The following is a 25,642-nucleotide window of genomic DNA, read 5'->3' as shown; positions in this document are numbered from 1 at the left end:
TGGTAAAATACCTCATGCTAAAACCTCTAGTGGGTAGGAGGATATTATGAACAAGTACGAAGCAGAATTTAGTAATATCGTTCGCTCTTTCCGAAAAAAGCACATGGGTAAAGGTCCTAGTAAAATTACAACAACGTTTTGTAAAAACTGGGCAATCTGTGAAATGGAAGGCAATCTATCACCAGTCGAAAGATTTATTGCTAGTGCAGATGAAGGGAAACAGGCGTTACGATCTGCAAGAACTGAAATGGTAAAACAAATTTACAGAAAGAACCCTCCTCTAGAGATGGAAGAGTTTTTAGGTTGTAAATTCGTTGACTTATTTGTAGATATCGATATTGACAGAGACTTTGGGATGTCCATCTTTGTTTTTGATGAAGACCTGCAGCAAAAGTTTATTAAATAAGGGTCATGAGGAATGCTATAGAATAACAGTTTTCTAAAATAATCGCCGTAAGCTCATCTAACTATATAACAAATAGTTTAAGAGCTGAATAATATGACCAAACCTTAAGTATGTATTAAAATAAAATAACTGGTATGGCACTTGGTAGCGATCCTGCAAAAGACTAACCACCGTGATACTCTGCACCTTTTAAGATAAGAGTCTACGGTGGTTTTTTCTTTATACAAACTAAAATCAATTAATAAACTTTGCATAGAGGACCTTTCCGAAACTTTATTACAATGTAACTTATTAAATAAATTTTATAACGAGGAGTGATTTCAAATGGGAGAGACAAAACATCAAGGACCAATAAAAGCGACAAAAACACCTCAGCCAAAGCACTGGGTTAGTCCAATTCCATTTGGACTAGGCAAGGTGAAGCCTCATCATTTTAGAGATACAATGAAAGTTGCTTGGGATAACAAAGACAATATTGGATATGCAACACGTATTCTAACACAGGGTGTTTGTGATGGCTGTGCTTTAGGCGTTTCAGGGCTACAAGATCAGACGTTAAAAGGTCCGCATATGTGTACAACGAGAATGAATGTATTAAGACTCAACACAATGCCAGCTTTAAAAGAAGAAGTTGTTCATGCTGACATCGATGAACTACGAAAATATAGTAGCACAGACTTAAGAAAATTGGGACGTATTCCATACCCGCTTATTCGTCGTAAAGGTGAGAGAAAGTTCTCTCGGCTAACATGGGACGAAGCGATGGAGATCATTGCAAATAAAATGAAGCAATTGGATCCAAAGCAATATGCATTTTATTTAACCTCAAGAGGAATTACGAATGAATCATATTATGTTGCTGGGAAAGTAGCTAGATTCCTTGGGACAAATAATATTGACAATGCTTCACGCATTTGCCACTCACCAAGTAAAACAGCGTTAAAGCGTTCAATTGGTGTAGGAGCTTCAACAGCAAATTATCAAGATTGGTTTGGCACTGATGTATTACTGTTTTGGGGAAGTGTAGCCTCAAATGCTTCACCAGTATCAACAAAATATATGCTGGAAGCCAAAAAAAGAGGAACGAAAATTATCGTGGTTAACCCATATAGCGAACCGGCAATGGATAAGTATTGGATCCCATCAAATATGGAATCAGCCCTTTTTGGTACCAAATTAGCTGATGATTTCTATCAAGTCAATATTGGCGGGGACATTGCCTTTATGCATGGTATTATGAAACATTGGTTTGAGATGGAAGATAGACATTATGGATCAGCAATTAACCATGAGTTTGTGCAACAACATGTAAATGGATATGAAGATTTAGTAAACCATGTGAAACAACAATCATGGGATGATATCATCAAGTCTTCCGGTATTTCAAAAGAGAGAATCATAGAGCTGGCAGAGTTATTAGCAAGAAGTAAAAATGCAGTCTTTGCTTGGGCTTTAGGACTAACCATGCATTCGTTTGCAACAGATAATATTTCACAAGTGGCAAATCTCGCCCTTTTACGCGGATATCTTGGACGTAAGAACAGTGGTTTAATGCCATTCCGAGGTCATTCTTCTGTACAAGGATCAGGAGAGATGGGGGCAGACCCATTTGTTCTGCCAGGAAGCGGGTTTGACGAAGAGAATGCGAAACGAATGGAACAAATTTGGGGTTTTGAATTACCAAAATGGCAGGGAGATATTGTAGGAGTTACCTTAGAAAACATCGTACTGCCCGATGATCACGAACGAAAAATTAAGCTCTATTATTTATCAGGCGGTAATTTCTTGGAAACAATGCCTGATCCGGATTTTGTAGAAAAAGCTTTATCTGAACTGGATATACGTGTGCACCAGGATATTATTTTGAATACATCTACACTTGTTGATGCGAAAGAAGCTGTTATTGTTCTCCCTGCAAAAACGAGGTATGAGCAAGAAGGAGGGGGAACATCAACCTCGACAGAACGTATGGTGTATTTTTCACCACAAATTGAAGGAAACAAAAATGAAATTGAAGAAGCGCGTGCAGAATGGAAGATTTATATTGATTTAGCGAAGCGGGTTAAGCCTGAAACAGCTCATCTTGTAGAATTTACATCAGGACAGGAAATTAGGGATGAAATTGCAATCGCAAATCGTGACTATAATGGAATTCAACACTTAAAAAAACAAGGTGATGTATTTCAATGGGGTGGAGCCTGGCTTTGTGAAGGCGGAGTGTGCCCAACGTCTGATGGAAAAGGGAACTTGATTTCTGTGGAGATCCCTGAATTAGGAAAGAAAGAAGGACAATTTGTTGTTACTTCACGACGTGGTAAACAATTTAACTCAATGGTTTATAAAGAAACAGATCCATTCAACGGAGCTGATCGTTATGATGTCTTAATGAATGCTGAAGATGCAAAACAAATAAGTATTGCAGAAGGAGAAGGCATTGTTGTCTACAATGGATTTGGTGTTTTTCAAGGTAGAGCGAAATTTGTTGACATTGCTAGCGGAAACCTTGAAGTACACTTTCCTGAAGGGAACTTTTTACTCCCAAGAGGCAGATATGAAAAATATGCCGGCATACCGGATTATAATATTACTGTAACAGTTGAAAAAGCGGATCGATATAATGCACGTAAAGATGTTCAATATGTAGAAAAACAAATAGATGATTTAGAAGTAAATGCACCATTATAAGGAACATACAGGCAGAACGATCTTGTTCTGCCTGTTTTCATGATTCATGCTCATCACCAAGAATCGATAGTTGAAGTGAGATTAACTTTTCTTGGATAATAAGCAAGTTTTGTCTCATTTTAACTTTAAGAAGTTGATCTTCAACATCAGTTGTTTTTAACTTATCCAGTTCTTGAAGAACAGAAATAAATAATTGTGTCACTTCATTATGTTTTAGAATTAGATTAATTTTATCGAACTTTTGTTGGCTATTCATTTGTTCTCCTTTAAATGTAAAAGTTTAAAGTATGACATTACTTTGTAACACAAAATGATATAAATCCTATACCAACCATTCAAAGAGACAATGTCTTTAACACAATATGAGACATTTTTTGTCAATTATCCTCTATCCCTATCATTCTACATTTGGATAAAATATCCTTTAACTCCTTTTCATATTATTCGAATACTCTTAAATACCTATATTAAACAGTTATTTAACTTTACATCTGTTTTCTAACACAAAGACACTGTTTATTAAATATGGAATCTGCAAAATTTCTATTAAAATAGGAAAGAAATGAAAAGCAAGGTTGAGTATAGTTTAAAGTTCCTAACAGAGGAAAGGAGAAGGTGAATTTATGCATGTAGTCGTGAAAGCAAATTGTATTATTTCTGTTCCTCAGAAAATATCAACTCCTGTCCAACATGCCCTTGATATGATCAAAAGAGATCACAAAAAGATATTTGGCTGTCAGCCAATACTAAAAACAGCAGCAGAACAAGAGGCAACAATTATTATTAACTATGCAAAAGGTGGAAAAGAGTGTCCTACAAGACCTGAAGCATTTTGTTTTCGCTTCCAACAAATTAATGAAAAATGGATACTAAACATAATCGGGTATGACGATCTTGGACTAGTTTATGGCTTACTACATTATAGCCAACAATATTTAAATATAGATCCTTTTTGGTTTTGGGGAGATTTGGATGTTGAGCAAAAATCGGAAGTCCTTATTCCTACCATAGATTATGTATCTAAGGAACATCTAGTAAAATATAGAGGCTGGTTTGTAAATGATGAGGTCTGTTTAATTGGATGGAAAGAAGAATACCCACCTTCTAAAGAGGTTTGGTATCCCGTATTTGAAGCCTTATTACGATGTGGAGGGAATATGGTGATACCCGGAACTGATCTTCCTAAAGCAGGAATTCATGCAGAGTTAGCTGCAGAGATGGGTTTATGGGTCACACATCATCATGCTGAGCCACTAGGCGCAGAAATGTTTTTGCGTGCATATACCGGTAAAAAACCAAGCTATAAAGAACATCCTGATTTGTTTGAAGCATTATGGACTGAAGCCATTCAAAAACAAAAGGACCAAAACATTGTTTGGGTACTTTCCTTTCGGGGGCAAGGAGATGCACCTTTTTGGCAGTATGACCCGGAATTCGATACACCGGAAAAAAGAGGAGCGATGATTTCTAAAGTCGTTCACAGGCAATATGAAATGTTATGTGATGCAATCGAACAGCCGGTTTGCAGTATGGCTCTTTATGGTGAGATCGCGGAGTTATATAAACAAGGACATATTCATGTGCCTGATCAAATAATGAAAATATGGGCAGATAATGGATATGGAAAGATGGTTTCAAGGAGACAGGGAAACGAAAATTATCGAATTCCTTCTTTGCCAACCGAAAATGATTCAGGAGAGCATGGAATTTATTATCATGTTACATTTCATGATCTTCAGGCATCAAATCATTTAACCATGTTTCCATCTCCACCTCAATTAATAAAAGAGGAAATTGAAAAATCATTTGCTTCAGGAGCTACATCTTATCTTTTATTAAACAGTGGTAATATCCGTCAGCATCTTTATCCTTTAGATCTAGTCAGTCAATTATGGAGATATGGTACTGTTGATGTTGAAGTACATCTTCAACAGTTTATAAAGCGATTTTATTTAAGCTATCATGATCAAATGACCAAGCTCTACAAAAGCTACTTTGAAAAAACAATTAAGTATGGTCAAAATGAGGATGACCGAGCAGGTGAGGGATTTTATCATCACAATGCAAGAAAAATCATTAGTCATTGGCTGCAAAATAGAGAGAACTCTGTTAATGAAAAGTTATTTTGGGCAACGGGTGAAATTCCATTTATTGATCAAGTAAATTGGTTTTATGAAAAATGTCAAGATGGATTAATAGGCTGGGAAAATCTATTAAATAAATGTCATAAACTTTCATTAAAACTTTCAACCTCTGAAAAGCAAAGGTTTTATGATCTTTTTGTTTCTCAAGTAGAATTGCATGTAAGTGGCTGCAAAGGTTTTATTTCGTTGTGTAAGGGATACAAAAGTTTCACTATTCAGCATTATCCACTTGCATTTGTCCAGGTGTCGGAATCCATTTGGGCTTATCAAGAAAGTTTGCAGGCATTTAAAAAGTCAGAACATGGAAAGTGGAACCATTTTTATCGTGCTGATTGGCTGACAAATGTAAAAAGTACACTATATTCACTTGAAGCATTGCGAAAATATATTAGAATGCAAGGAGATAGCCCTGACTTCTTCTTATGGTATAAAGAATATGTGATGCCTGAAACTGAAAAATACATTTATTTAGAAAATACACATCGCAAGCCTTTATCTGATGATGAACTAGCAAGAAAATTATCTGAAAAGTTTCAGGATATAATGGGATTTTAATAAGTATATTATGGCTGTAAGCCTCTTTTCTTTTTGAATGAAAAGGGCTTCTTTTATTTTTTTCGGGATAAGATATAATGAAAGATAAATATAAGATGTATCTTATAAGAAAAAGGTTGGAGAGGATTCTTTTATTAAAATGGAGTGTTTTTTATGGGGATAAGTTTGAATGAAATAAATATGTATAAAAATTTTGATGAGTTAGCACAGGATATCTTAGAGATGGCCCAAGAGTTTTTCCCTGGGAAGTTGCTCTTTCTCTCGAATTTTTCTAATAACAAACAAATTATCCTTAAGCTATCTGATAAAGATACAGATATCTCTCTAAGTGAAGGGATGTCTATCGAACTTAATCAAACTGTCTGTAAAAGAATTGATTTTAAACAAAACAAACCACTAATGATTGAGGATGTAAAGAATGAACCAGTCCTTGTTGATTTAAGAGATATGCTTGAGGAAGCAAACATTCATTCATATGTTGGAGTCCCTATTACTGTAGGAACTGGTGAAGCGTTTGGGACATTATGTGCTGTTCATCATCAGGAAAGTGAGTTTTCAAATAAAAGTGTTAGAATGTTACAAAGAATCGCCCGAATGTTCTCATACTATTTAGAATTAGAGCGTCTCGCATTTCGGGATTTTTTAACAGGGCTTTATAATCGATATTTTTTGTATAAATATTTTGATCATTATTCAGTCAAGGATGGAGCTATTTTCTTTTTGGACTTAGATGGATTTAAAACGATTAACGATAAATATGGGCATGAAAAAGGTGACCTTATATTAAAAGAAACTGCTTCAAGGCTTGAATTATTCCTAAAGCAACAACAAACAGGTTATGCGGTAAGATTAGGTGGTGACGAATTCATCGTTGTGATAGAAGATGTGACTTCAAAAGAGATTTTAACAGAAGTTTCAAAAAGCATACTCACACTTTTATCTACATGGGATCAAAATATGCATAAGTCTCAATTATCCGTTAGTATTGGAATTGATACCTACACTTCAAAAGAGAAGGTCGATGTAAATTCCCTTTTGAAAAATGCGGATCAAGCCTTATACCTTGCAAAATCAAAAGGAAAGAACAGATATCAATTTTTCAGTTAAGATGGCAATTAAAAATAACATAACAAAAAAGACTCTTTTTTAAAGGAGTCTTTTTTAGCTATTTTCGTTTCTAAGACGAATTAATATAGTCTGCAGAGCTTTGTCAAAACTTATTAACTCATCCGTATTCATAGATAAATTATCAAGTAACTTTGATGGAATGCATGTTGCTTTTTCTTTCATTTCTTTCCCTTTATCTGTAAGAGAGATAATAACACTTCTTTCATCTTCTAGAGACCTCTGGCGTCTAATAATATAATTTGCTTCCATCCTTTTTAGCATCGGGGTTAAAGTACCTGAATCTAAGAATAATTTCTTGCCGAGCTCCTTAACGGTTATGGAATCAGCTTCCCATAAAACCAATAAAACAAGATATTGAGGATAAGTAATGTCTAAGTCTCCAAGTAAATCACGGTAAAGTCTGGTGATTTCTCTTTCAGCTGTATATATTTTAAAACAAATTTGATTTTCTAATTTTAACATTTCACTCATTTGCAATGGTTCCTTTCAAAGTTTATACAAGTATTATAGTACACAATATGAATGTTTTCAAAAATAATTGTGGGCAATTTAATTGAGGAGTTGTGTGGAATCTCAAGGGATTTGACATTCAGTAGTTTGGAAAGTGTGAGACAAAGGGGTCAAGAATAAAGACCGTTCAGATCGTCTTACATCCAATTAGGATCATAAAACCGTGCTGAACGGCATATTACTACATATTTTTATTCTTCATCATTAATTTCACCATCACCAATCTCATCTTCCCCAGGTGCATCGTCACATGCAACAACAGATGTAGCAAGAAGAGCTGCAAGTAAAATTGCAAAAAGTTTTTTCATTTTGTGGTTCACCTCATTTCACAATGACTTAATAATCAACAATTATTTTTTCCTTGAGTGGTTTTGTTTATGTATTTTTTTTAGTTTACATGTTGTGAATGCTTACATATTTTCATATGCATTTATCGACTATCATGATAAAATAAAGAAGTTCTTATACATAACAGGAGGAAGAGAATGGACGCTCTAGCCAAAAGATACATAGAATTATATCTTTATTTTTCTGAAGACTTAGGCAGGTTTCTAACTGAGCCTGAACAGGAATTTTTAAAATGGCTTGTATCAAATGAATAAGCTCTAAAATGAGAGGGTTAACAATACAAGGTGTTAGCCTTTTTACTATGGACTATTAAACGTAAAATGAAACCTTTTTTACACTTCATCCGTATAAGATTATATACACTGGTATATTTGGAGGGAGATTTTTGAAAAGATTTTTTATGATGTTTGCCATTTTTACATTAATGATCAGTTCAGCTTGTTCTGTAGTAGATGAGATAAATAAATCGGTGAATTATGTTGATGAGTCCACTAGTTATTTAACATCAGTAAGTGATTTTGCTGAACAAGCACCAGATTTAATACAGACTGCGGTGACAGATGAAACTTCAAGAGACGAACTTGAAAACCAACTACAGTCGTTACGTCAACAAATGGAAGAATTTAATAACCTTGAAGCTCCAACGATTGCTGAGGATGTCCATCAGGATATTGTGACTCAAAATGAAGCAGCTTTAGAGAAGATTGATCAACTTTACAAGGATGGAGAGCTCGTGGTGGAAGAGCTGCAAAACTCTGAAATTGTTCAAACCCTAGAAGACATAAGTTCTCTTATGAATACCGTACAAAGCTTAGAAATATAAATAAAATGATATTCCGGGGCTGGGTCTTATGCTGCACATTGTATATGAGCAGGAGGCCTAGCTCTAACTTTTTGTTAAGAGGTTGCTTAACTTTTCTTTTTTTTATTTTTAGTATAAGATATATTCATGTGATACTATGACCAAGTCATAATTTATATGAATTCTCATCATTAAATCAAAGCATTTTTATATACAGAGAACTATTTTTCACAAGGGGAGACTTATCATGAGAAAAAGAGTAGTTATAACAGGAATTGGGGCTGTTACTCCATTAGGAAATGATGTTCAAACAACCTGGGACAATGCCAAAAAAGGAGTTTCGGGAATTGCAGAATTGACAAGAGTTAATTCGGAATCTTTTAATGTAAAAGTAGCTGCTGAAGTAAAGGATTTTTCACCACAGGACTTTATTGATCATAAAGAGGTTCGCAGAATGGCCAGATTTACTCATCTTGCTATTGCAGCCAGTAAAATGGCTATTAAAGATGCTGGGGTAGATATTGGGAAGGATGTATCAGCAGAAAGAGTAGGAGTATGGATCGGTTCAGGTATTGGGGGACTTGATGAATTTGAGGAACAGCATAAGCGTTATTTGAGTAAAGGACCCAAACGGGTTAGCCCGTTTATTATTCCTATGTTTATACCTGATATGGCTTCAGGCCGAGTGTCAATTGAGTTAGGTGCAAAAGGAATTAATAACTGTTCAGTTACCGCATGTGCTTCAGGTGCAAACTCTATTGGGGATGCCTTCAGGGTCATACAAAATGGTGGAGCAGATATGATGGTGACAGGAGGTTCTGAAGCATCAATTACAGAGATGACGATTGCAGGATTTTCAAATATGACTGCATTATCCACAAATCATGATCCAGCTAGTGCAAGCCGTCCATTTGATCAAAACCGTGATGGTTTTGTTATCGGAGAAGGATCGGGAATCCTTATTTTAGAAGAGCTGGGACATGCATTAGCACGTGGAGCCAACATTTATGGTGAAATAATAGGATATGGTGCAACAGGTGATGCATATCATATCACTACTCCAGCGCCGGGAGGAGAAGGCGGGCAACGAGCGATGAACCTGGCATTAGAAGATGCGAATCTTTCACCAGATCAAGTGGATTATATCAATGCGCATGGTACGAGCACGTATTATAATGATTTGTATGAAACAAAAGCGATAAAGACTGTTTTTGGAGATCATGCATATCGTCTTTCGGTGAGTTCCACCAAATCTATGACAGGACATCTACTAGGTGCAGCGGGGGCTGTAGAAGCCATTTTTTCTTTATTATCTATGAGAGATGGAATTATCCCGCCAACAATTAACTATACAACACCTGACCCTGAATTAGACTTAGATTATGTGCCTAATCATGCTAAAAAAGCTAATGTTGAAGTTGTTTTATCAAACTCACTTGGATTCGGCGGACATAATGCAACATTATTATTTAGGAAATATGAATAAATACCTATATTAGAGTACGCCATAAAAATGGCGTGCTCGTTTTTAATTCTATCGATCCTTTTTCCTTTTCTTTATTTCTTCTGTAACTACAAAAGCAAGTTCCTCATTGTCGTATAAAGATAATACATTAAGAAGAGTTTGGTCTGGAATATGTTCAGATTCGTCTTTAGGTACCGTTAAATCAATCGTTTGCTTTAATGCATAATTAGCACTTTGATGAGGATATGCTCTGAAATAGACTTCTGTTGGATCAAGGTCATGGTTCACACACCATTGAGCAAAGATGAGAATCATCATTTGTTCATCTTTTTGATAGTTTTCAATAATTTTCTGTTCTATTTCTTTAGAATTCACTTTATAAAACTCCTTTGTCAGATATACAAACATTATAACGAATTGACGGTTGAATTCCTACTTTCGATCCTTTTTAAAATAGGCATTCACCCCTGTGAGATTATCTACATAAAGTAAGGGTAAAGGTGTGTGAAAGGGTGGTTAGATGACAAGTACAGTTCGTCATTATTATGCAGGCGGAAATACTGCAAAAGGCTTCTATAGTTTATATGATTCTGTTTTAGAAAGATTAGAGCGGATATATATCTTAAAAGGTGGTCCGGGAACAGGTAAATCTTCTTTAATGAAGAAGATAGGTCGTCTTATGGAAGGAAAAAAGCTTGATGTAGAATATTTGCATTGTGCTTCAGATAACAACTCAATTGATGGAGTTATTTTACCAGAATGGAAGATTGGAATCGTTGATGGAACTGCACCACACGTCATAGAGCCAAAAGCACCAGGTGTGATTGAGGAATACGTGAACCTGGGTGTTGCGTGGGACTCGAGCAAACTAGTCGAACATAAGGATGAAATTTTAGCTCTTAACCAAAAAATCTCTGAAAAATTTAATAAAGCATATGATACATTTGCTGCTTCATTACGTGCACATGATGATATAGAAGAGATTTATATATCCAATATGGACTTTTCAAAAGCAAATCAATTAACAGAAGATATTATTTCAAATTTTTATGAAGAGCAATCACTTGAAAAGGAACCAAACATACAGCATCGTTTTTTAGGAGCAGCAACGCCGGATGGGGCTGTTGATTTTATTCAAAATTTAACTGCTGATATTGAAAAACGGTATTTTATTAAAGGGAGAGCAGGATCTGGAAAATCAACCATGTTGAAAAAAATTGTCGCTGCAGGTGAAGAGCGTGGATTTGATGTCGAAGTCTACCATTGCGGATTTGATCCTAATAGCCTTGATATGGTCATACTTCGTGAATTAGGTATAGCAATTTTTGATAGCACCGCTCCTCATGAATATTTTCCTGATCGCGAAACAGATGAAGTCATTGATATGTATGAAACATGTATAACACCAGGGACGGATGAAAAATATGCCTCTGATATTGAAAGAACAACGAAAGCATATAAAGATAAAATGAAAGAAGCGATTTCATATTTAGCTGAAGCCAAACAATTACGCGATCAATTGGAAGCCTACTATATTGAGGCAATGGATTTTAATAAAGTTATCCAAATCACAAGGGAAATTATGAATAAAATAGAGTTATTTATTTCAGATAAATAATCTGATAGGGACAGCCTCTTTGAGACTGTCCTCTTTAGTATTGAAACACTGCCAATACTTTTGCTTCGATTTCAATTTTGTTGCTTTGGATGGGTGGAGCTCCTTGTGATATTGATTCTGTTGAAAATGCCATTGAAAGTGGCCGAGGTGAGAGTGTACCTGATATTTCAGTTACTTTTACGGGAATGTTATTTATTAGTACACCAATTTGTTCTCCCAGCTTTATAGCTTTTTCTGTTGCGTTTTTCATCGCTTGTTGTAAAGCTTGCTGATATAGAATTTCACGAGTTGAAACATCAAAGCGAATGTTTTCCGCAATATTTGCTCCTGCTGTAACAGCAGCTTCAAAGACAGATCCAAGTTTTTTTAAATCGTTTACTGTTATTTCCAGAAAATGTTGAACTCTATATCCAGTCAGGATTGAAGCTCCTTCAGTAAATTCATAGACTGGCTGGATTGTATAAGAAATGGTGTTGATATCATCACTAGAAATACTTATTTTTTTTAAGCTTGAAATGACATTGTTTGAAATAAGGGCGTTTTGCGATTGAGCAGACTCTGCATCTTTTGATTCGGTTACAATTCCAATTTGAATAATCGCCTGGTCGGGTGAAGCAGTTATTTTTCCATTGCCTTCAACAGTCAACCTTCCACGCTCTGTTGATGTCATTCTAGTCATTGAAACAGGGGATTGAAAGTAATGAGGTGTATAATAGGACATGTATATCACCCTTTCATTTAAAAGGTACTAATTAGAGATAACTAAATCGATAAATTTTCATTTAAAATTTGTATGAAGTTACCTATTATTGGTAAGATAAAGAAGTAATCGTAATATATGTACGCGTGAAAGGGGCATTTATTCATGGACAAGATTGAAGTTGGAGAAATATTTTCTATTACAGATGAAAACAATGAAGAAAATGAGGTTGAGGTGCTTGCTGCCATTACAATAGAGGGCACTGACTATGTTGCCGTAGGGTTTGTCGATGATATCCGTGATGAAACGGATGAAGATATTGATGTGTTTTTTATGAAATTGGATCAAGAGGGAGATTTAGCTCCAATTGAAAGTGATGAAGAGTTTGAGAAGATCTCGTCTGTTTTCGATGATATTCTGAACGAAGAGGAGTAATGACTTGGAATAGGGAGGAGGGATCTCTCTATTCCAGTTATTTTTTCACCATTATTCGTGACATATCAGAATTGACAACCGTATAGCCAAGTCGATGAAGATGTTTTCGAATACCACTGCGTTCCCATGTTAGAAAAAGTGAATGCTTTAATGAGTGTTTCGGATAAAAAATCCCAATTGTTGTTAACTCGTCAAATGAATATCCTTTTTGGACATAATTTTCAATCATTTCATCACGTTGATCAATTATATCAAGATAATTAATCATAGCCGCATGAAATTGCTTTTTATTAAATATTCCTTTTTGATGTCCTGTTATATAGTATTTTGCATCTAGTGAGAGAAGTCGCTTAGCAGAGCAAATAAATTCTTCGATACATCCATCAGTACCATTATACCAAGGACCAAAAGAGGTCATATCATAATCACTGGTAAACACAATTCCTAAATCAGGGAAATAAGGACAGCTAAGCCCTTTTGTGTGACCAGGGGTATGTAAGAAATGAACATGAACATTTCCGAGTGAATATTGTTTTTCATATTCATAATATCCATTAATCTCAGTTAAGCTTTTTATCCACTCTTCAGGTATTTCTTGTCCCCATTTCTTAACACCTTCATGCCCCCATTCTTGAAAAATTCCATTAGCTTTTGAAATTCCTTCAATAGTTAAGGGCATATGATATTCAATTCGATTTATCCATTTTTCAGTATCAGAAAAAAGTGTATTATGACAAGTATGATCAGGATGATAGTGTGTATTGATGATCAAATCAATACCCGAATCAAGTTGAAGCTGCTTTAAAAGAGATGGATCCGCACCAGTATCAATTAATACCTTTTCACTTGAGCCATCAATGTACAAGCTTCTTGAATAAGGAACCTTACTTTTGTTAGGGCCTTCAATTATTTTTACAGGACCGATTTGTTGCACTTACATCACCTCTGATAAGTTATGAATGAATACTCATTCATTTTACCACATCTAAAAGGAAATGAGAATGAACTTTTATACATTCACTAAAAAGGACAAGCATATGATAAGAAGAGGACAAAAGGATGTGAGTTAATTTATATGATAACTAGTGGGAATAAGTATGCAGCTTCATTATATGCAACCATGTCAATAACGTTTTGGGGTGTATCATTTGTTTCAACAAAAGCTGTGTTAGATAAACTGGATCCTTTTACATTATTAGTAATTAGATTTGGGATTGGTGCTGTATTTCTTTGCATTCTTTTGTTGATTTTAAACGAAAAATTGACCATCAATATAACATATATTCCTCATTTAATTGTTTTAGGTATATTAGGAGTTTTTATTCATCAAGTTATACAAGCTAGTGCACTTCTTACAATAGATGCTTCCTCTGCAGGGTGGATGATTTCATTGTCACCCATTTTCACCGTCATTTTGTCAATGATTTTTCTTCATGAAAAAATGACACTGTTCAAAGCTATCGGGATGATACTGGCCTTATTCGGTGTATTTTTGGTGACAACTGCTGGAAGTGAACAAACATTTGAACCTGTTTTAAATATAGGTTATTTACTCATGTTATTAAGCACATTAAATTGGGCGATCTATTCGGTTCTCCTAAAGAAATTAAGTATACCATTATCTCCTCTTGTGATTACGTTTTATATGAGTACCATCGGGTTTATACTAACTTTTCCATTTTTAATAAGAAACAAAGGGTGGGAATCACTTTCACATTTACAAACAGGAGAGTGGGCTCATTTATTTTTTTTAGGCATCTTTGTCTCGGGAGTAGCTTATTGGTATTGGGCAAAAGCACTTCACGTGTTAGAGGCTACACAAGTGTCTGTATTTCTCTATTTAGAGCCATTAGCAACATTGATTGCTGCAGTGGTTTTACTTCATGAAAAAATTATTCTCATAAGTGTAATAGGAGGCATCATAATTATTATTGGAGTTATATTTGTAAATGGTCAGCTGCACCATGTCTTGAATTGGTTCTATGGAAGAAATAAACATTAATTAATCATCCATACTCCTTAGTAATGATCAGACAGAATTGGACGTTTCAGTATAAGGAGGTTAGCGTGATGCATTATCAAAAACGACTTGAAGGAATATTAGGTGAGTTGCAAAATCCTTCAAGTGAACAGTTAAAAGAAGCATTGCTGGAGGCTAATGTACAGCTTAAAGAATTACTACCTGAACTGAAAACTTCAAAGGGGAAACCATATTTCCGGAAATTAATTTATCAAAATAAACATGTAGAACTACTTGTAATGAATTGGTCTGAATTGGAATGTGCTCCACATGATCATGGACACTCTTTTGGATGGATTCAAGTTATTGATGGAACAGCCCAAAACACTGTGTATGAAGTAAAAGGTGATACACTCCCTAACGAACTTTTTACTGAATTTCAAGAACAGGGAAATGTTTTTTTTGCACCTAAAAATGGTGTTCATAAAATGTCTGTTGCAGATGAACTCAAATTAGTGACACTACATCTTTATTCTCCGCCAATTACCGGGATGAAGGTCTATGATTTGAAAAAATGTGCCGCCTGTATTGTGTCTGACGACTGTGGGGCGTGGTGGCCAGAGGAAACAAGACAGAAGGTGAGAGAGATTAAACTGGCAAAAGCTGCAGAATGAAACGTTCTGCAGTTTTTTCTTTACGCAAAACCTTAGATTATTTCAGAGAAATAATATATGATAAATATTTATAAGATAAACTGAAATAAGGAGATTTTATTTCCTATGAAAATTGTATCATGGAATGTAAATGGAATTAGAGCTTGTGTAAAAAAAGGGTTTTTAGATTATTTTCAAGAAGTTGATGCAGATATATTTTGTATCCAAGAAACAAAAATGCAAGAAGGGCAATTAGCTTTAGAACTTGAGGGATATGATCAATATTGGAATTATGCCATCCGTAAAGGATATTCCGGCACAGCTGTTTTTACAAAGAAAAAACCTTTGAGCGTTTCTTATGGTGTCGGAGAAAACGTAGAAGAAGCTGAAGGAAGAATCATTACGTTAGAGTTTGAAGAGTTTTATCTAATCACTATGTATACTCCAAATTCTAAACGGGATCTTTCAAGACTTGGGGAAAGACTGGTTTGGGAAGATGATGTTCGAGCATATATAACCAAGCTAGATCGAGTAAAACCTGTTATCTTATGTGGCGATTTAAATGTTGCACATCAAGAAATTGACTTAAAAAACCCGAAATCAAATAAAGGAAATTCAGGATTTACAGATGAAGAAAGAGAAAAAATGTCCCTTCTATTAAAGGATGGCTTCGTTGATAGTTTTAGACATTTGTATCCGGATAAAATCGATGTCTATTCATGGTGGTCATACATGAGTAAGGTTAGGGAAAGAAATATTGGCTGGAGAATTGACTATTTTATCATATCTGATATGCTGAAGGATCGATTGATCGATTCACAAGTTCATTGTGACATACTGGGAAGTGATCACTGTCCTGTTTTTATAGAGATAAATCTGTAGAAACCGATGTAATTTGGATATACTATTGTCATAGAGAATGAAGTAAATGGAGGAAGAGCATTGTTAAAGGAACGGATACAGAAATTACTAGAACAAATAGATGGCGAAATATTTGAGGAAGAAAAAGAATATATCGAAAAAAACGGATTACTTCCTAACAATAAACAGATTTCGGATTTAAAGGTAAATGAGCCGTCGGCTAGATTTTCGGATGTGTATATTGAGAGAAGTCTGAAGGAAACCGATGAACTGATCAGCACTGAGGCAGAGAGCTTTTTGGACAAGTCAGTAAACATTCTTAAAGAAAACATGGCTGAATTTCTATATATAGAATCAAAGTGGTTTGACGTGATCGGAATAGATGCTATTTCTTTGGAAGTAGATGATGTATTTGGCACTTATGAAGCAATGTTTGGTCTTAAACTTAAGAAAAATGTAGAAACAAAGATTAGAGAATATGTGAAAGAAAAGGGAATAGGGGAAACACCGAAATATAACCTCATGTTTAATCAGCAAGATGGGTTATGGGATATGAATCTTACCCTAAATGATATTAAAGGTTTTGATGAAAACATGTCAATTGGAGAAGTACTTCGATATTTATATAAGTATCTATTTCAATTGGTTGAAAAAACAGAAAAAAAGTAGATGTTAAAAGGAAATGTTCTTGTATCTGAGCATTTCCTTTTCATTCTTTTGTTAATAAAGCCTTGTTTGTTATTTATTCATTTAAATATGAACAACAATAATCAACAACTGTTTGTGCTTTTACTTGGAACGTTTCGTTTGCCGGCACATAAAAAACACCTTGTCCATCAATTGATTTCCAATCTTCTCCAGCTAATTTATATTCTAACTGTCCAGATACAATATCCATTTCTTCTATTACACTTGTTGAAAATTCATATTCACCAGGCTGCATGACCCCTAGTGTTTTCTTCGTACCATTACTAAATAAAATTGTTCGACTAGAAACTTTCCCCTCAAAATAAAGATTTGCTTTCTTTTCAATCGTAATATTTTCAAATTTTGACATAAACGACATCCTCTCAAGATCATTTAGTCTAATTTATCACAAAATTTAGAATAGTGGAATAGAGATTTGTATTTATGGAGAATAGTAATGTACCAGTTTGCTTAAGAGATAGATATTAGGTAAAATGAACAGTATTGTTAATTAGGTGAAGAATTGAGCGGTTAGGAGAAGGTAAAGTTGGATAGTTTCAATATGCAATTTTTGTATTGTATTTTAATTATTTCACTAGGTTATATCCTAAAAAGAGGTAATATTATTAAGGAGAAAGATGGGGAAGGCTTATCAAGAATTATATTCAATCTCACATTACCTTCAATTATCATTGTTACTTTTTCTGATATAACATTAGAATCATCACTATTTTTACTCATATTTATAGGTTTTCTTTATGGTGTCCTAATCGGATTTTTCGGTCTTTTTGTCTTTCGGAAAAAGCAAAGAAATATAAAGGGAATGCTCGGTATGATGGTACCGGGCTTGAATATCGGACTTTTTGCGTATCCGCTCGTTGAAGCTATTTTTGGAAAAGAGGGGATCACCTATTTTGGTATGCTTGATGTAGGCAATGCCTTTATTGTTTTTGGTCTAAGTTATTTAATTGGCAGTTTTTACTCAAAAGAAGATGTGAAATTAGACTTTAAGACAGTTGTAACAAAGATGTCAAAGTCGATCCCTCTTATGACCTATATTATAGTGGTTATTATCAATTTAATAGGCTTAACTTTACCATCTGTCATTGTGGATGTTGCAGATATAATTTCTGGTGCTAATATGCCGTTATCATTATTGCTTTTAGGAATCTATTTGAATTTTTCTTTTGAAAAAAGTTATGTAAAACTGATGCTGCAATATCTTGGACTGAGATATGGTGTTGGTTTGCTATTAGGTGTTCTATGTTTCTTTGTTTTCCCTTTTGATGAAATGTTTAAATATACAGTATTGCTAGGCTTTTTATTGCCAACCTCTATGTCTGTATTACCATATTCAGTAGAATTTGAGTATAATCAAAAATTTGTTGGAACTTTGTCAAATTTAACGATAATTATTAGCTTTATTTTGCTTTGGGTATTAGCGAATCTTTTTATAGGATGACTTACCTTTAGGACTTTATTCTGGTAAAATCTTTTTAGGAACTGTAAGAGAGAAAGAAGGAAAGGCTCCATGGAAACATTTTTACAACAGCATAGTGAGAAAATGCTAAACTTTATAGAAAAATTAGTCAATATTGATAGTGGATCATACAATAAAAAAGGTGTAGATCAAATAGGGGAGATTTTAAGAAATTGCTATGAAAATTTGGGGTTTCATGTCAAGGTTATTCCTCAAAAAGAGTATGGAAATCATTTAGTAATTGAACATAAAGAGTCGATAAATCCAAGTATCGTTATTCTTGCCCATATGGATACCGTCTTTCCAAAAGGAACAGTACTGGAAAGAGCGTTCAGGATTGAGGGGCAGCGTGCATATGGACCAGGTGTTATAGATATGAAATCAAGCCATGCTGCGGTTTTATTTGCGATAAAAGCTTTAATCAATGAGAGAGATGAAGCGTACAAGCACATAAAAATTATCCTTAACAGTGAAGAAGAAATTGGGTCACCTACCTCAAAATCTCTTATTGAAAAAGAAGCAAAAAACACAAAATATGCCCTTGTCATGGAACCGGCCCGCAAGGATGGTTCTTTAGTCTCGGCACGAAGAGGAAAAGGGAACTACACGCTTATTGTAGAGGGCAAAGCAGCACATTCTGGTATTGAACCTGAGAAGGGTAGAAGTGCAATTGAAGAATTAGCTCATAAAATTATTCAATTGCATGAGCTTTCTGACCATGAAAATGGAATTAGTGTTAATGTCGGTCTAATTGAGGGTGGTTCAAGTGCCAATACAGTTTCAGACCATGCAGAAGCACAGATCGATGTAAGAATGAAGGGAATCGACCAAGTTGAATTAATTGAAGAAAAGCTTGAGGAAATTTGTTCGACTACAGAAGTAGCAGGTACAAAAATCGTTCTTGAAGGGGAAATGAATCGTCCCCCAATGGAGAAAAATAAAAAAACACGTGCATTGCTAAGAATAATACAAGCTGTTGGAGACGAAATTGGTATCGAAATAGAAGATACAGCAACAGGCGGCGGCTCTGATGCCTCCTTTACATCTTCCCTGGGAATTGCCACAATTGATGGTTTGGGTCCGATAGGTGGAAACGCACATAGTGACAAAGAATATTTGGAAATTCCTAGTCTTGTGGAAAGAACCTATTTACTGGCAACAATCATAAAACGATTGGTTGAAAAACAAAATATGTAGAAGAGACAAACTATCGAGGGTTTGTCTTTTTACTTTATACACCAGAAAATAGTGTAAGATATTAAAAGGTGTTAATAAGAACTTAAAGAAAAGCTATGTTTACTTGATTAAAAAGAATAATGCAAAAAGATAGAAAATATAATTGATTGATAGAATAATACACGTTTATAATGTATGCGTTATCAAATAAAGCATATGGAGGAGTTAGTTATGATAAATGTAGCAATGTTAAGTAAATGGCATGTTCATGCGGTAGATTATGCAAGAGAAGCAAGAGAAAATAAACATATAAATTTAAAAGTAGTTTGGGATGAAAAGCCTGAACGAGGTGAAAAATGGGCAATTGAATTAGGAGTTGCTTTTGAACCTGATTTAAGTAGAGTTCTAAAGGATGAGACTATAGACGCAGTTATTGTTGATACACCGACAAACTTACATAAAGAAGTGATAGTCCTTGCAGCTCAACATAAAAAACATATTTTTTCTGAAAAAGTATTAGCTCTTAGTGTAGATGATTGCCGTGATATTTTTGCGGCAGTAAAGGAACATAAAGTTAAGTTGATGCTATCACTGCCTAGACTTACAACAAATTATTATTTATATGCACAACAGGTAATAGACCAGGGGTTATTAGGTCAATTAACTTCTATCAGATGTCGATGTGCACATAATGGGGCTGTTCCATCTGATGAACATCCTCATGGCTGGTTGCCAGAACATTTCTTTAATAAAGAACAATGTGGAGGAGGAACATTGATCGATTTGGGAGCACACCCTATTTACTTAACAAACAGATTAGCGGGGGAAGCAAAAGCAGTGACAGCAAGATTGCAAAAGACATTAGGACATGAGGTTGATGACAATGCAGTTGTTCTAGTTGAATATGTATCAGGTGCCTTAGGGATAATTGAAACGAGTTTCGTTTCATATGGTTCACCATTCAAACTTGAATTGTATGGGACGGAAGGGTGCTTATTGCTTGAAGAATCAAAAGCATATATTAATTGTAAGAAGCTAGGTGAAAGACAAATCAGTGTAAAAGATATGCCCACATCATTGCCAATGCCGTTAGAACAATGGGTGGAATATATTCTTTTTGACAAATCACCTTCCATTACTTTAGAGGATATGGAAAGCTTAACGTTAATAAACCAGCTCTCAACAATATCAAATCATAATAACGCTAAGATGGAAGTAGAATAGTTGACTGTAGCCTAAACATCTTTTTGGGATGATTAGGCTTTTTTATTTTTGTAATAAAAGTGTTTCAAGAACTATACCCAACCAAGTCTCCTGAAAAATACATAGGACTTATTTATTGTTTTATCATTCATAGGATGATATATTAGACATAACAACTATACTAAAAGGTGACTAACATATGAAGACTCCACTTTATGAGCAAATTTATGATTATATAATTGATCAAGTAAATAAGGGTTTATTAAACCATGGTGATCGAGTTCCTTCAGAAAAAGAACTTTCAGATAAATTTAACGTTAGTCGAATTACCTCTAAAAAAGCGTTGGATTTACTGGCACAAAATCTGATTATTGAAAGAATAAGAGGAAAAGGTTCATTTGTTTCTAAGCTATATAACGAGAAAGATCATGAATCCAAAAACACAACCGTGACAAATGGAAGTGAAAAAAGGTATACATTTGCTCTCATTATACCTGGCTTTTCTGACAACTTTGGGACAATTTTAGTAAAAGCGATTGAAAAGGCATGTGCACAAAAGAATACAAATCTAATTATTAGACAAACACATGGAAAAATAGAAGAGGAAGAAAAAGCAATTAAACAATTAGTAAATGACTCAGTTGACGGTCTCATTATTTTTCCTGTCCATGGTGAAAATTACAATGTTGAACTGCTTAAATTAAGTCTAAAAAACTTTCCACTTGTCTTGGTAGACCGCTATCTAAGAGGAATTCCTGCAAGCTCGGTTTGTACAGATAATCGACTAGCCGGTGAACAGCTTACAAATTATTTATTTACATTAGGTCACCAAAACATAGGCTTTATTTCATCTTCACCAGTTGGGACTTCTGCGATTGAAGAAAGAGTGCAAGGATTTCAACTGGCTTATTCAAAACAGGGGATTCAATTAAAACAAGAATTTATGTTGTTAACCTTACTGAATAGCCTTGAACAAACACAAGTAGAACAAAGTCTATTCGAAACAAACTATGAAATCATAAAAAAGTTTGTTCAATCTAACCCAACAATCTCAGCATTTGTAGCATGTGAGTATGACTGGGCTTTATTGATATCAAAAGTATTACAGGACTTAGGTCATAAAATACCTGAAGATTATTCAATTGTATGTTTTGATTCACCAACACATCCGTATAAACGCCCGGATTACACTCATATCAAACAGAATGAAATAGATATAGCAAATAAAGCAGTTGATATATTATCTGAACATATCTTAAAGGGAGAAAAAGAACCTCAACATACTGTTATTGATTTCACATTCCTAGAAGGGAATTCAACTAAACCCCAGTAAACACATACGATAGATAGAAATAAGGAGCTGCCTGAACCTGGGACAGCTCCTTATTTTAATTTTAAAATCTTTTAAAATCATATTGACATATTAATATTAACTTGATAATCTAACAACATACCATTAATGATATGTTGCTTTAGTTGTTATAACATTTTGAGATATTTTTTTAAGTGATAATGTAAGCGCTATTATTTATTGGTGGTACATACAGCCTTGTTCTGCAGCACAGAAATGTGAAGGGGAAGGGAGGACCGATGTTTTTCTAATGATTTAGCATTTTCATCACAATTTTGAGGGGGATTGGAATGAAAAAGAAAAGAAAAGTTGGATTTTTAACATTGATCTTATTGATGACTTTTTCACTTATTATCTCAGGCTGCTCATCAAACTCTAGTTCATCTGATGGTAAAGAAAAAGATGGGAAAACGACGGTTACGTTCTGGCACTCCATGACAGATGTTACAGGTGAGGCTGTTGACGAAGTTATAAAAGCTTTTGAAGAAAAGCATCCGGATATAAAAATTAATGCAGTTTATACTGCGAATCAAGGGGAAGGACAGAACGAAAAATTATTAACAGCTGTGTCTGGAGGAAATCCGCCAGATGTTGCTTATTTTGATAGATTTGAAATTGGATCTTGGGCTGCTCAAGGATCATTAGAGGACTTGACTGAACTTGCTGAAGGAAGCGGAGTAACCAAGGATATGTATTATCCATTTGCATGGGAAGAAGCAAGCTATGAAGGAAAGCTATATGGCTTACCTACTTCAACCGACTCTCGTTTAGTCTATTTTAACGTTGATCATTTTGAAGAAGTGGGCTTAGATCCAAATAACCCGCCTAAAACGATTGCTGAACTAGAAGCGGCAGCTGAAAAGTTAACCATTAAAGAGGGCAGTAGATTCCAACGAATCGGATTTATCCCTTGGTTTGGCCAAGGCTGGTTATATGGATGGGGCTGGGCATTTGGTGGAGAGTTTTTCAATCCTGAAACAAATACAGCAACTGCAAACGATTCAAAAGTAGTGGAAGCATTACAATGGATGACAGATTACGCTCAGAAATATGATGTAGAAGATATTGCCGGCTTTACGGATTCACAGGGTACAGGTGCAATGGATCCATTCCTGACAGGGCAACTTAGTATGAAAGTTAGTGGCCCATGGGAAGTTTCCGCGATCAAAAAGTTTAAGCCGGACTTGAACTATGGTGTATTTCCAATGCCAACGCCAACTGGTGAAAATCATACAACATGGTCAGGCGGCTGGTCGGTAGTCATTCCAAAAGGAGCGAAAAATAAAGACGCAGCCTGGGAATTTCTCAAGTTCTTTAGTGGTGAAGAAGGTCAAAAAATATTCAGCGGCATTTCAAGAGACTTTTCTGTTATTGATTCAGTTAATGAAGAGCTTGGATATAAAGAAGACCCTATCCTAAAGGAATTTGTTGACATATTACCTGTTTCACATCATCGACCTGTTATGACACAAGGATCATTATATTGGAATGAATTAGCAAGTGCAGTGGAAAACGCAACAAGAGGAAATGGCACTCCTGAAGAGCTGTTAACAAAAGTCACTGACAAGGTTAACAAAGAGCTCAATAAATAAGAAGCGGGGGAGATGTTTTTCTCCCTTGCCTTTAAACTAACAGGAGGTAATTGAAGATGAAAAGCAATCCGATTAATGAAACTACATCACAACATGTTCAAATTCGTCCAAAGCGCAAAAACTTATTAACTAATTTTTCAGAATATAAATATGGAATTTTATTTGCTTTGCCATGGATTATAGGACTTATTATCTTTTACGCAATTCCGTTATTTTCATCAATCTACTTTAGTTTTACAACATACAGTATTCTTCAACCCGGTGAGTTTATAGGACTTCAAAATTATAAAGATTTATTTCATGATCCTTTGTTCTGGAAATCAGTATACAATACAATCTACTTTACCGTCTTTTTTGTCCCATTAAGTATTATCTTTGGTGTTGCATTGGCGATGATGTTGAATATGAAAGTAAAGGGTATGGCTGTTTACAGAACAATCTTTTTCTTACCAACACTTGTTCCGCACGTAGCACTTGCTGTGTTATGGATGTGGCTCCTAAATCCTGGATTCGGACTTGTAAATGGATTATTAAATACGATTGGAATTGAAGGGCCGGCATGGCTTGGGAGTGAAACATGGTCAAAACCTTCCCTCATACTCATGTCTTTATGGGGAATTGGGCAGGCGGTGGTAATTTATCTTGCCGGGTTAGGTGATATACCTGATGATTACTATGATGCGGCAGATGTAGATGGGGCAAATTGGTTTCAGAAAACCTTTCATATTACCCTGCCTCTATTAACACCTGTAATCTTTTTTAACTTGGTTATGGGAATTATTGGGGCGTTCCAGCAATTTACCTTACCTTACACATTAACTCAAGGTCAAGGGACACCAGCGAATTCATTAACTTTCTATGTTATGTATTTATATGACAATGGATTTAAATTCTTTAAGATGGGCTACGCATCAGCCATGGCTTGGATTTTGTTTATCATTATCATGGCTTTAACAGCGGTTGTATTTATTACATCTAAGCGCTGGGTTCATTATCAAGGAAAATAGGGGGGAAGAATATGGATGGAACAACGAAAAAAACTGTTTCCAAAAGTCTGGCACATATAATCTTAATTGTCGCATCTTTCTTTTTTTTAATTCCGTTTATTTGGATGGTATCAACCTCATTGAAGCCGCTGGACCAAGTGTTTACGTTTCCGCCTGAGTGGATTCCAAAGCCTTTTCAATGGAGTAATTATATTGATGCAATGAACTATATTCCTTTCTTCACTTATTTGAAAAACACGATCATCATCACGTTATTTAGTACAATTGGTGCTGTATTATCTTGTCCGCTTGTAGCCTATAGCTTCGCAAAACTAAAGTGGCCGGGCAGAAATATACTTTTTATTATCACTATAGGTGTCATGATGATACCAGGGCAGGTCACAATGATTCCACTTTTCCTATTATTTGAGAAGTTGGGTTTAGTTGGAACACCTTACCCTTTAATCATACCAGCATTTTTTGGCATTCCGTTTTATATCTTTCTATTAAGACAATTCTTTATGGGCTTGCCTGATAGTTTAAGAGAAGCGGCGAAAATTGATGGAGCGGGTGAATTTAGAATCTATTGGCAAATTATGCTGCCGCTTGCAAAACCTGCTGTCTTGGCAGTCGGCTTATTCCAGTTTATGGCCAGTTGGACAGATTTTATCGGTCCATTACTCTATTTAACTGATTCGATTCAATACACGTTATCACTCGGACTTCAACAATTCCAAAGTCAAAAAGGTTCTGAGTGGGGATTAATGATGGCAGTTTCAACGATGATGACCGTTCCTGTCATTATATTATTCTTCTTTTTACAGAAGACATTTATTAAAGGCATTACATTCAGTGGTATTAAATAAAATAATAGAGACTCAGTTGGAGGCGATGTAA

25 protein-coding genes are annotated in these 25,642 nt (G+C 35.0%); 19 read left to right on the top strand and 6 right to left on the bottom strand.

The window, feature by feature from the left end:
* Nucleotides 1-46: 46 nt before the first annotated feature.
* Together BK577_RS00815 and BK577_RS00810 are read left to right on the top strand one after the other, a co-directional pair.
* Entirely contained in the window at nt 47-406 is a 360-nt protein-coding gene (locus BK577_RS00815; RefSeq protein ID WP_026560116.1) for a Na-translocating system protein MpsC family protein, read from the top strand.
* Nucleotides 407-730: 324 nt separating this feature from the next.
* Nucleotides 731-3,091: an FdhF/YdeP family oxidoreductase gene (locus tag BK577_RS00810; RefSeq protein WP_078431179.1), complete on the top strand. Its 2,361-nt coding sequence runs from the start codon at nt 731-733 to the stop codon at nt 3,089-3,091.
* A gap of 37 nt (nt 3,092-3,128) precedes the next feature.
* Here the strand turns inward: BK577_RS00810 and BK577_RS00805 are convergent, their stop codons facing one another.
* Nucleotides 3,129-3,347 carry a hypothetical protein gene (locus BK577_RS00805; protein ID WP_078431178.1) on the bottom strand — a complete coding sequence of 73 codons (219 nt, stop codon included), beginning with the start codon at nt 3,345-3,347 and terminating at the stop codon, nt 3,129-3,131.
* Nucleotides 3,348-3,714: 367 nt separating this feature from the next.
* Here BK577_RS00805 and BK577_RS00800 point away from each other — a divergent pair, with 367 nt between their 5' ends.
* Nucleotides 3,715-5,790: a glycosyl hydrolase 115 family protein gene (locus BK577_RS00800; protein WP_078431177.1), complete on the top strand. Its 2,076-nt coding sequence runs from the start codon at nt 3,715-3,717 to the stop codon at nt 5,788-5,790.
* Between the two features lie 153 nt (nt 5,791-5,943).
* Nucleotides 5,944-6,897 carry a sensor domain-containing diguanylate cyclase gene (locus tag BK577_RS00795; RefSeq protein WP_078431176.1) on the top strand — a complete coding sequence of 318 codons (954 nt, stop codon included), beginning with the start codon at nt 5,944-5,946 and terminating at the stop codon, nt 6,895-6,897.
* Nucleotides 6,898-6,951: 54 nt separating this feature from the next.
* On the opposite strand, the gene BK577_RS00790 is transcribed toward BK577_RS00795, so the two are convergent.
* Nucleotides 6,952-7,389 carry a MarR family winged helix-turn-helix transcriptional regulator gene (locus tag BK577_RS00790; RefSeq protein ID WP_078431175.1) on the bottom strand — a complete coding sequence of 146 codons (438 nt, stop codon included), beginning with the start codon at nt 7,387-7,389 and terminating at the stop codon, nt 6,952-6,954.
* A gap of 772 nt (nt 7,390-8,161) precedes the next feature.
* Here BK577_RS00790 and BK577_RS00785 point away from each other — a divergent pair.
* Both BK577_RS00785 and fabF read left to right on the top strand, forming a co-directional pair.
* Entirely contained in the window at nt 8,162-8,599 is a 438-nt protein-coding gene (locus BK577_RS00785) for a DUF6376 family protein (protein ID WP_078431174.1), read from the top strand.
* Between the two features lie 226 nt (nt 8,600-8,825).
* Nucleotides 8,826-10,064 carry a beta-ketoacyl-ACP synthase II gene (fabF, locus tag BK577_RS00780; protein ID WP_078431173.1) on the top strand — a complete coding sequence of 413 codons (1,239 nt, stop codon included), beginning with the start codon at nt 8,826-8,828 and terminating at the stop codon, nt 10,062-10,064.
* 48 nt (nt 10,065-10,112) lie between these two features.
* Here the strand turns inward: fabF and BK577_RS00775 are convergent, their stop codons facing one another.
* Nucleotides 10,113-10,418 (bottom strand): hypothetical protein, encoded by a 306-nt coding sequence (locus tag BK577_RS00775; protein WP_078431172.1) that lies wholly within the window; start codon nt 10,416-10,418, stop codon nt 10,113-10,115.
* 145 nt (nt 10,419-10,563) lie between these two features.
* On the opposite strand from BK577_RS00775, the gene BK577_RS00770 reads away from it, so the two are divergent.
* A complete protein-coding gene (locus BK577_RS00770; RefSeq protein ID WP_078431171.1) occupies nt 10,564-11,661 on the top strand; it encodes a PRK06851 family protein in 1,098 nt (365 codons plus the stop codon).
* Nucleotides 11,662-11,695: 34 nt separating this feature from the next.
* Here the strand turns inward: BK577_RS00770 and BK577_RS00765 are convergent, their stop codons facing one another.
* Nucleotides 11,696-12,382 (bottom strand): SIMPL domain-containing protein, encoded by a 687-nt coding sequence (locus BK577_RS00765; protein ID WP_078431170.1) that lies wholly within the window; start codon nt 12,380-12,382, stop codon nt 11,696-11,698.
* Between the two features lie 144 nt (nt 12,383-12,526).
* Here BK577_RS00765 and BK577_RS00760 point away from each other — a divergent pair, with 144 nt between their 5' ends.
* Nucleotides 12,527-12,796, top strand: coding sequence for a DUF1292 domain-containing protein (locus tag BK577_RS00760; protein ID WP_026560105.1), 270 nt, complete (start codon nt 12,527-12,529; stop codon nt 12,794-12,796).
* A 37-nt stretch (nt 12,797-12,833) separates the two neighbouring features.
* Here BK577_RS00760 and BK577_RS00755 read toward each other — a convergent pair whose 3' ends face one another.
* A complete protein-coding gene (locus BK577_RS00755) occupies nt 12,834-13,730 on the bottom strand; it encodes an MBL fold metallo-hydrolase (protein ID WP_078431169.1) in 897 nt (298 codons plus the stop codon).
* A gap of 141 nt (nt 13,731-13,871) precedes the next feature.
* Here BK577_RS00755 and BK577_RS00750 point away from each other — a divergent pair, with 141 nt between their 5' ends.
* From BK577_RS00750 to BK577_RS00735, 4 genes are all read left to right on the top strand, one after another.
* Nucleotides 13,872-14,798, top strand: a complete 927-nt coding sequence (locus BK577_RS00750; RefSeq protein ID WP_078431168.1) for a DMT family transporter — start codon at nt 13,872-13,874, stop codon at nt 14,796-14,798.
* Between the two features lie 68 nt (nt 14,799-14,866).
* Nucleotides 14,867-15,430 carry a cysteine dioxygenase gene (locus BK577_RS00745; protein WP_026560103.1) on the top strand — a complete coding sequence of 188 codons (564 nt, stop codon included), beginning with the start codon at nt 14,867-14,869 and terminating at the stop codon, nt 15,428-15,430.
* 105 nt (nt 15,431-15,535) lie between these two features.
* A complete protein-coding gene (locus BK577_RS00740; RefSeq protein ID WP_026560102.1) occupies nt 15,536-16,291 on the top strand; it encodes an exodeoxyribonuclease III in 756 nt (251 codons plus the stop codon).
* Between the two features lie 60 nt (nt 16,292-16,351).
* Nucleotides 16,352-16,939, top strand: coding sequence for a hypothetical protein (locus BK577_RS00735; protein ID WP_078431167.1), 588 nt, complete (start codon nt 16,352-16,354; stop codon nt 16,937-16,939).
* 73 nt (nt 16,940-17,012) lie between these two features.
* On the opposite strand, the gene ppnP is transcribed toward BK577_RS00735, so the two are convergent.
* Nucleotides 17,013-17,327 (bottom strand): pyrimidine/purine nucleoside phosphorylase, encoded by a 315-nt coding sequence (ppnP, locus tag BK577_RS00730; protein ID WP_078431166.1) that lies wholly within the window; start codon nt 17,325-17,327, stop codon nt 17,013-17,015.
* 177 nt (nt 17,328-17,504) lie between these two features.
* Between ppnP and BK577_RS00725 the strand changes: the two genes are divergently transcribed.
* The 7 genes from BK577_RS00725 (at nt 17,505) to BK577_RS00695 (ending at nt 25,611) form a co-directional block, all read left to right on the top strand.
* On the top strand, nt 17,505-18,419 hold the full coding sequence (locus BK577_RS00725) for an AEC family transporter (protein ID WP_078431165.1): 915 nt from the start codon (nt 17,505-17,507) through the stop codon (nt 18,417-18,419).
* 69 nt (nt 18,420-18,488) lie between these two features.
* Nucleotides 18,489-19,634: a M20 family metallopeptidase gene (locus tag BK577_RS00720; protein WP_078431164.1), complete on the top strand. Its 1,146-nt coding sequence runs from the start codon at nt 18,489-18,491 to the stop codon at nt 19,632-19,634.
* Between the two features lie 210 nt (nt 19,635-19,844).
* Nucleotides 19,845-20,837, top strand: a complete 993-nt coding sequence (locus BK577_RS00715) for a Gfo/Idh/MocA family protein (RefSeq protein ID WP_078431163.1) — start codon at nt 19,845-19,847, stop codon at nt 20,835-20,837.
* A 178-nt stretch (nt 20,838-21,015) separates the two neighbouring features.
* On the top strand, nt 21,016-22,149 hold the full coding sequence (locus tag BK577_RS00710; protein WP_078431162.1) for a GntR family transcriptional regulator: 1,134 nt from the start codon (nt 21,016-21,018) through the stop codon (nt 22,147-22,149).
* Nucleotides 22,150-22,457: 308 nt separating this feature from the next.
* Nucleotides 22,458-23,759 carry an ABC transporter substrate-binding protein gene (locus BK577_RS00705; protein ID WP_078431161.1) on the top strand — a complete coding sequence of 434 codons (1,302 nt, stop codon included), beginning with the start codon at nt 22,458-22,460 and terminating at the stop codon, nt 23,757-23,759.
* A 56-nt stretch (nt 23,760-23,815) separates the two neighbouring features.
* Complete coding sequence (locus tag BK577_RS00700; protein WP_078431160.1) at nt 23,816-24,766, top strand: carbohydrate ABC transporter permease; 951 nt, start codon at nt 23,816-23,818, stop codon at nt 24,764-24,766.
* A gap of 11 nt (nt 24,767-24,777) precedes the next feature.
* Complete coding sequence (locus BK577_RS00695; RefSeq protein WP_078431159.1) at nt 24,778-25,611, top strand: carbohydrate ABC transporter permease; 834 nt, start codon at nt 24,778-24,780, stop codon at nt 25,609-25,611.
* The last annotated feature ends 31 nt before the right edge of the window (nt 25,612-25,642 follow it).

It is taken from the genome of Metabacillus halosaccharovorans (assembly GCF_002019635.1).
Classification (GTDB): domain Bacteria; phylum Bacillota; class Bacilli; order Bacillales; family Bacillaceae; genus Metabacillus; species Metabacillus halosaccharovorans.
The sequence above is the reverse complement of the archived record's forward strand: the minus strand, read 5'-3'. Positions and strand labels throughout refer to the sequence as shown.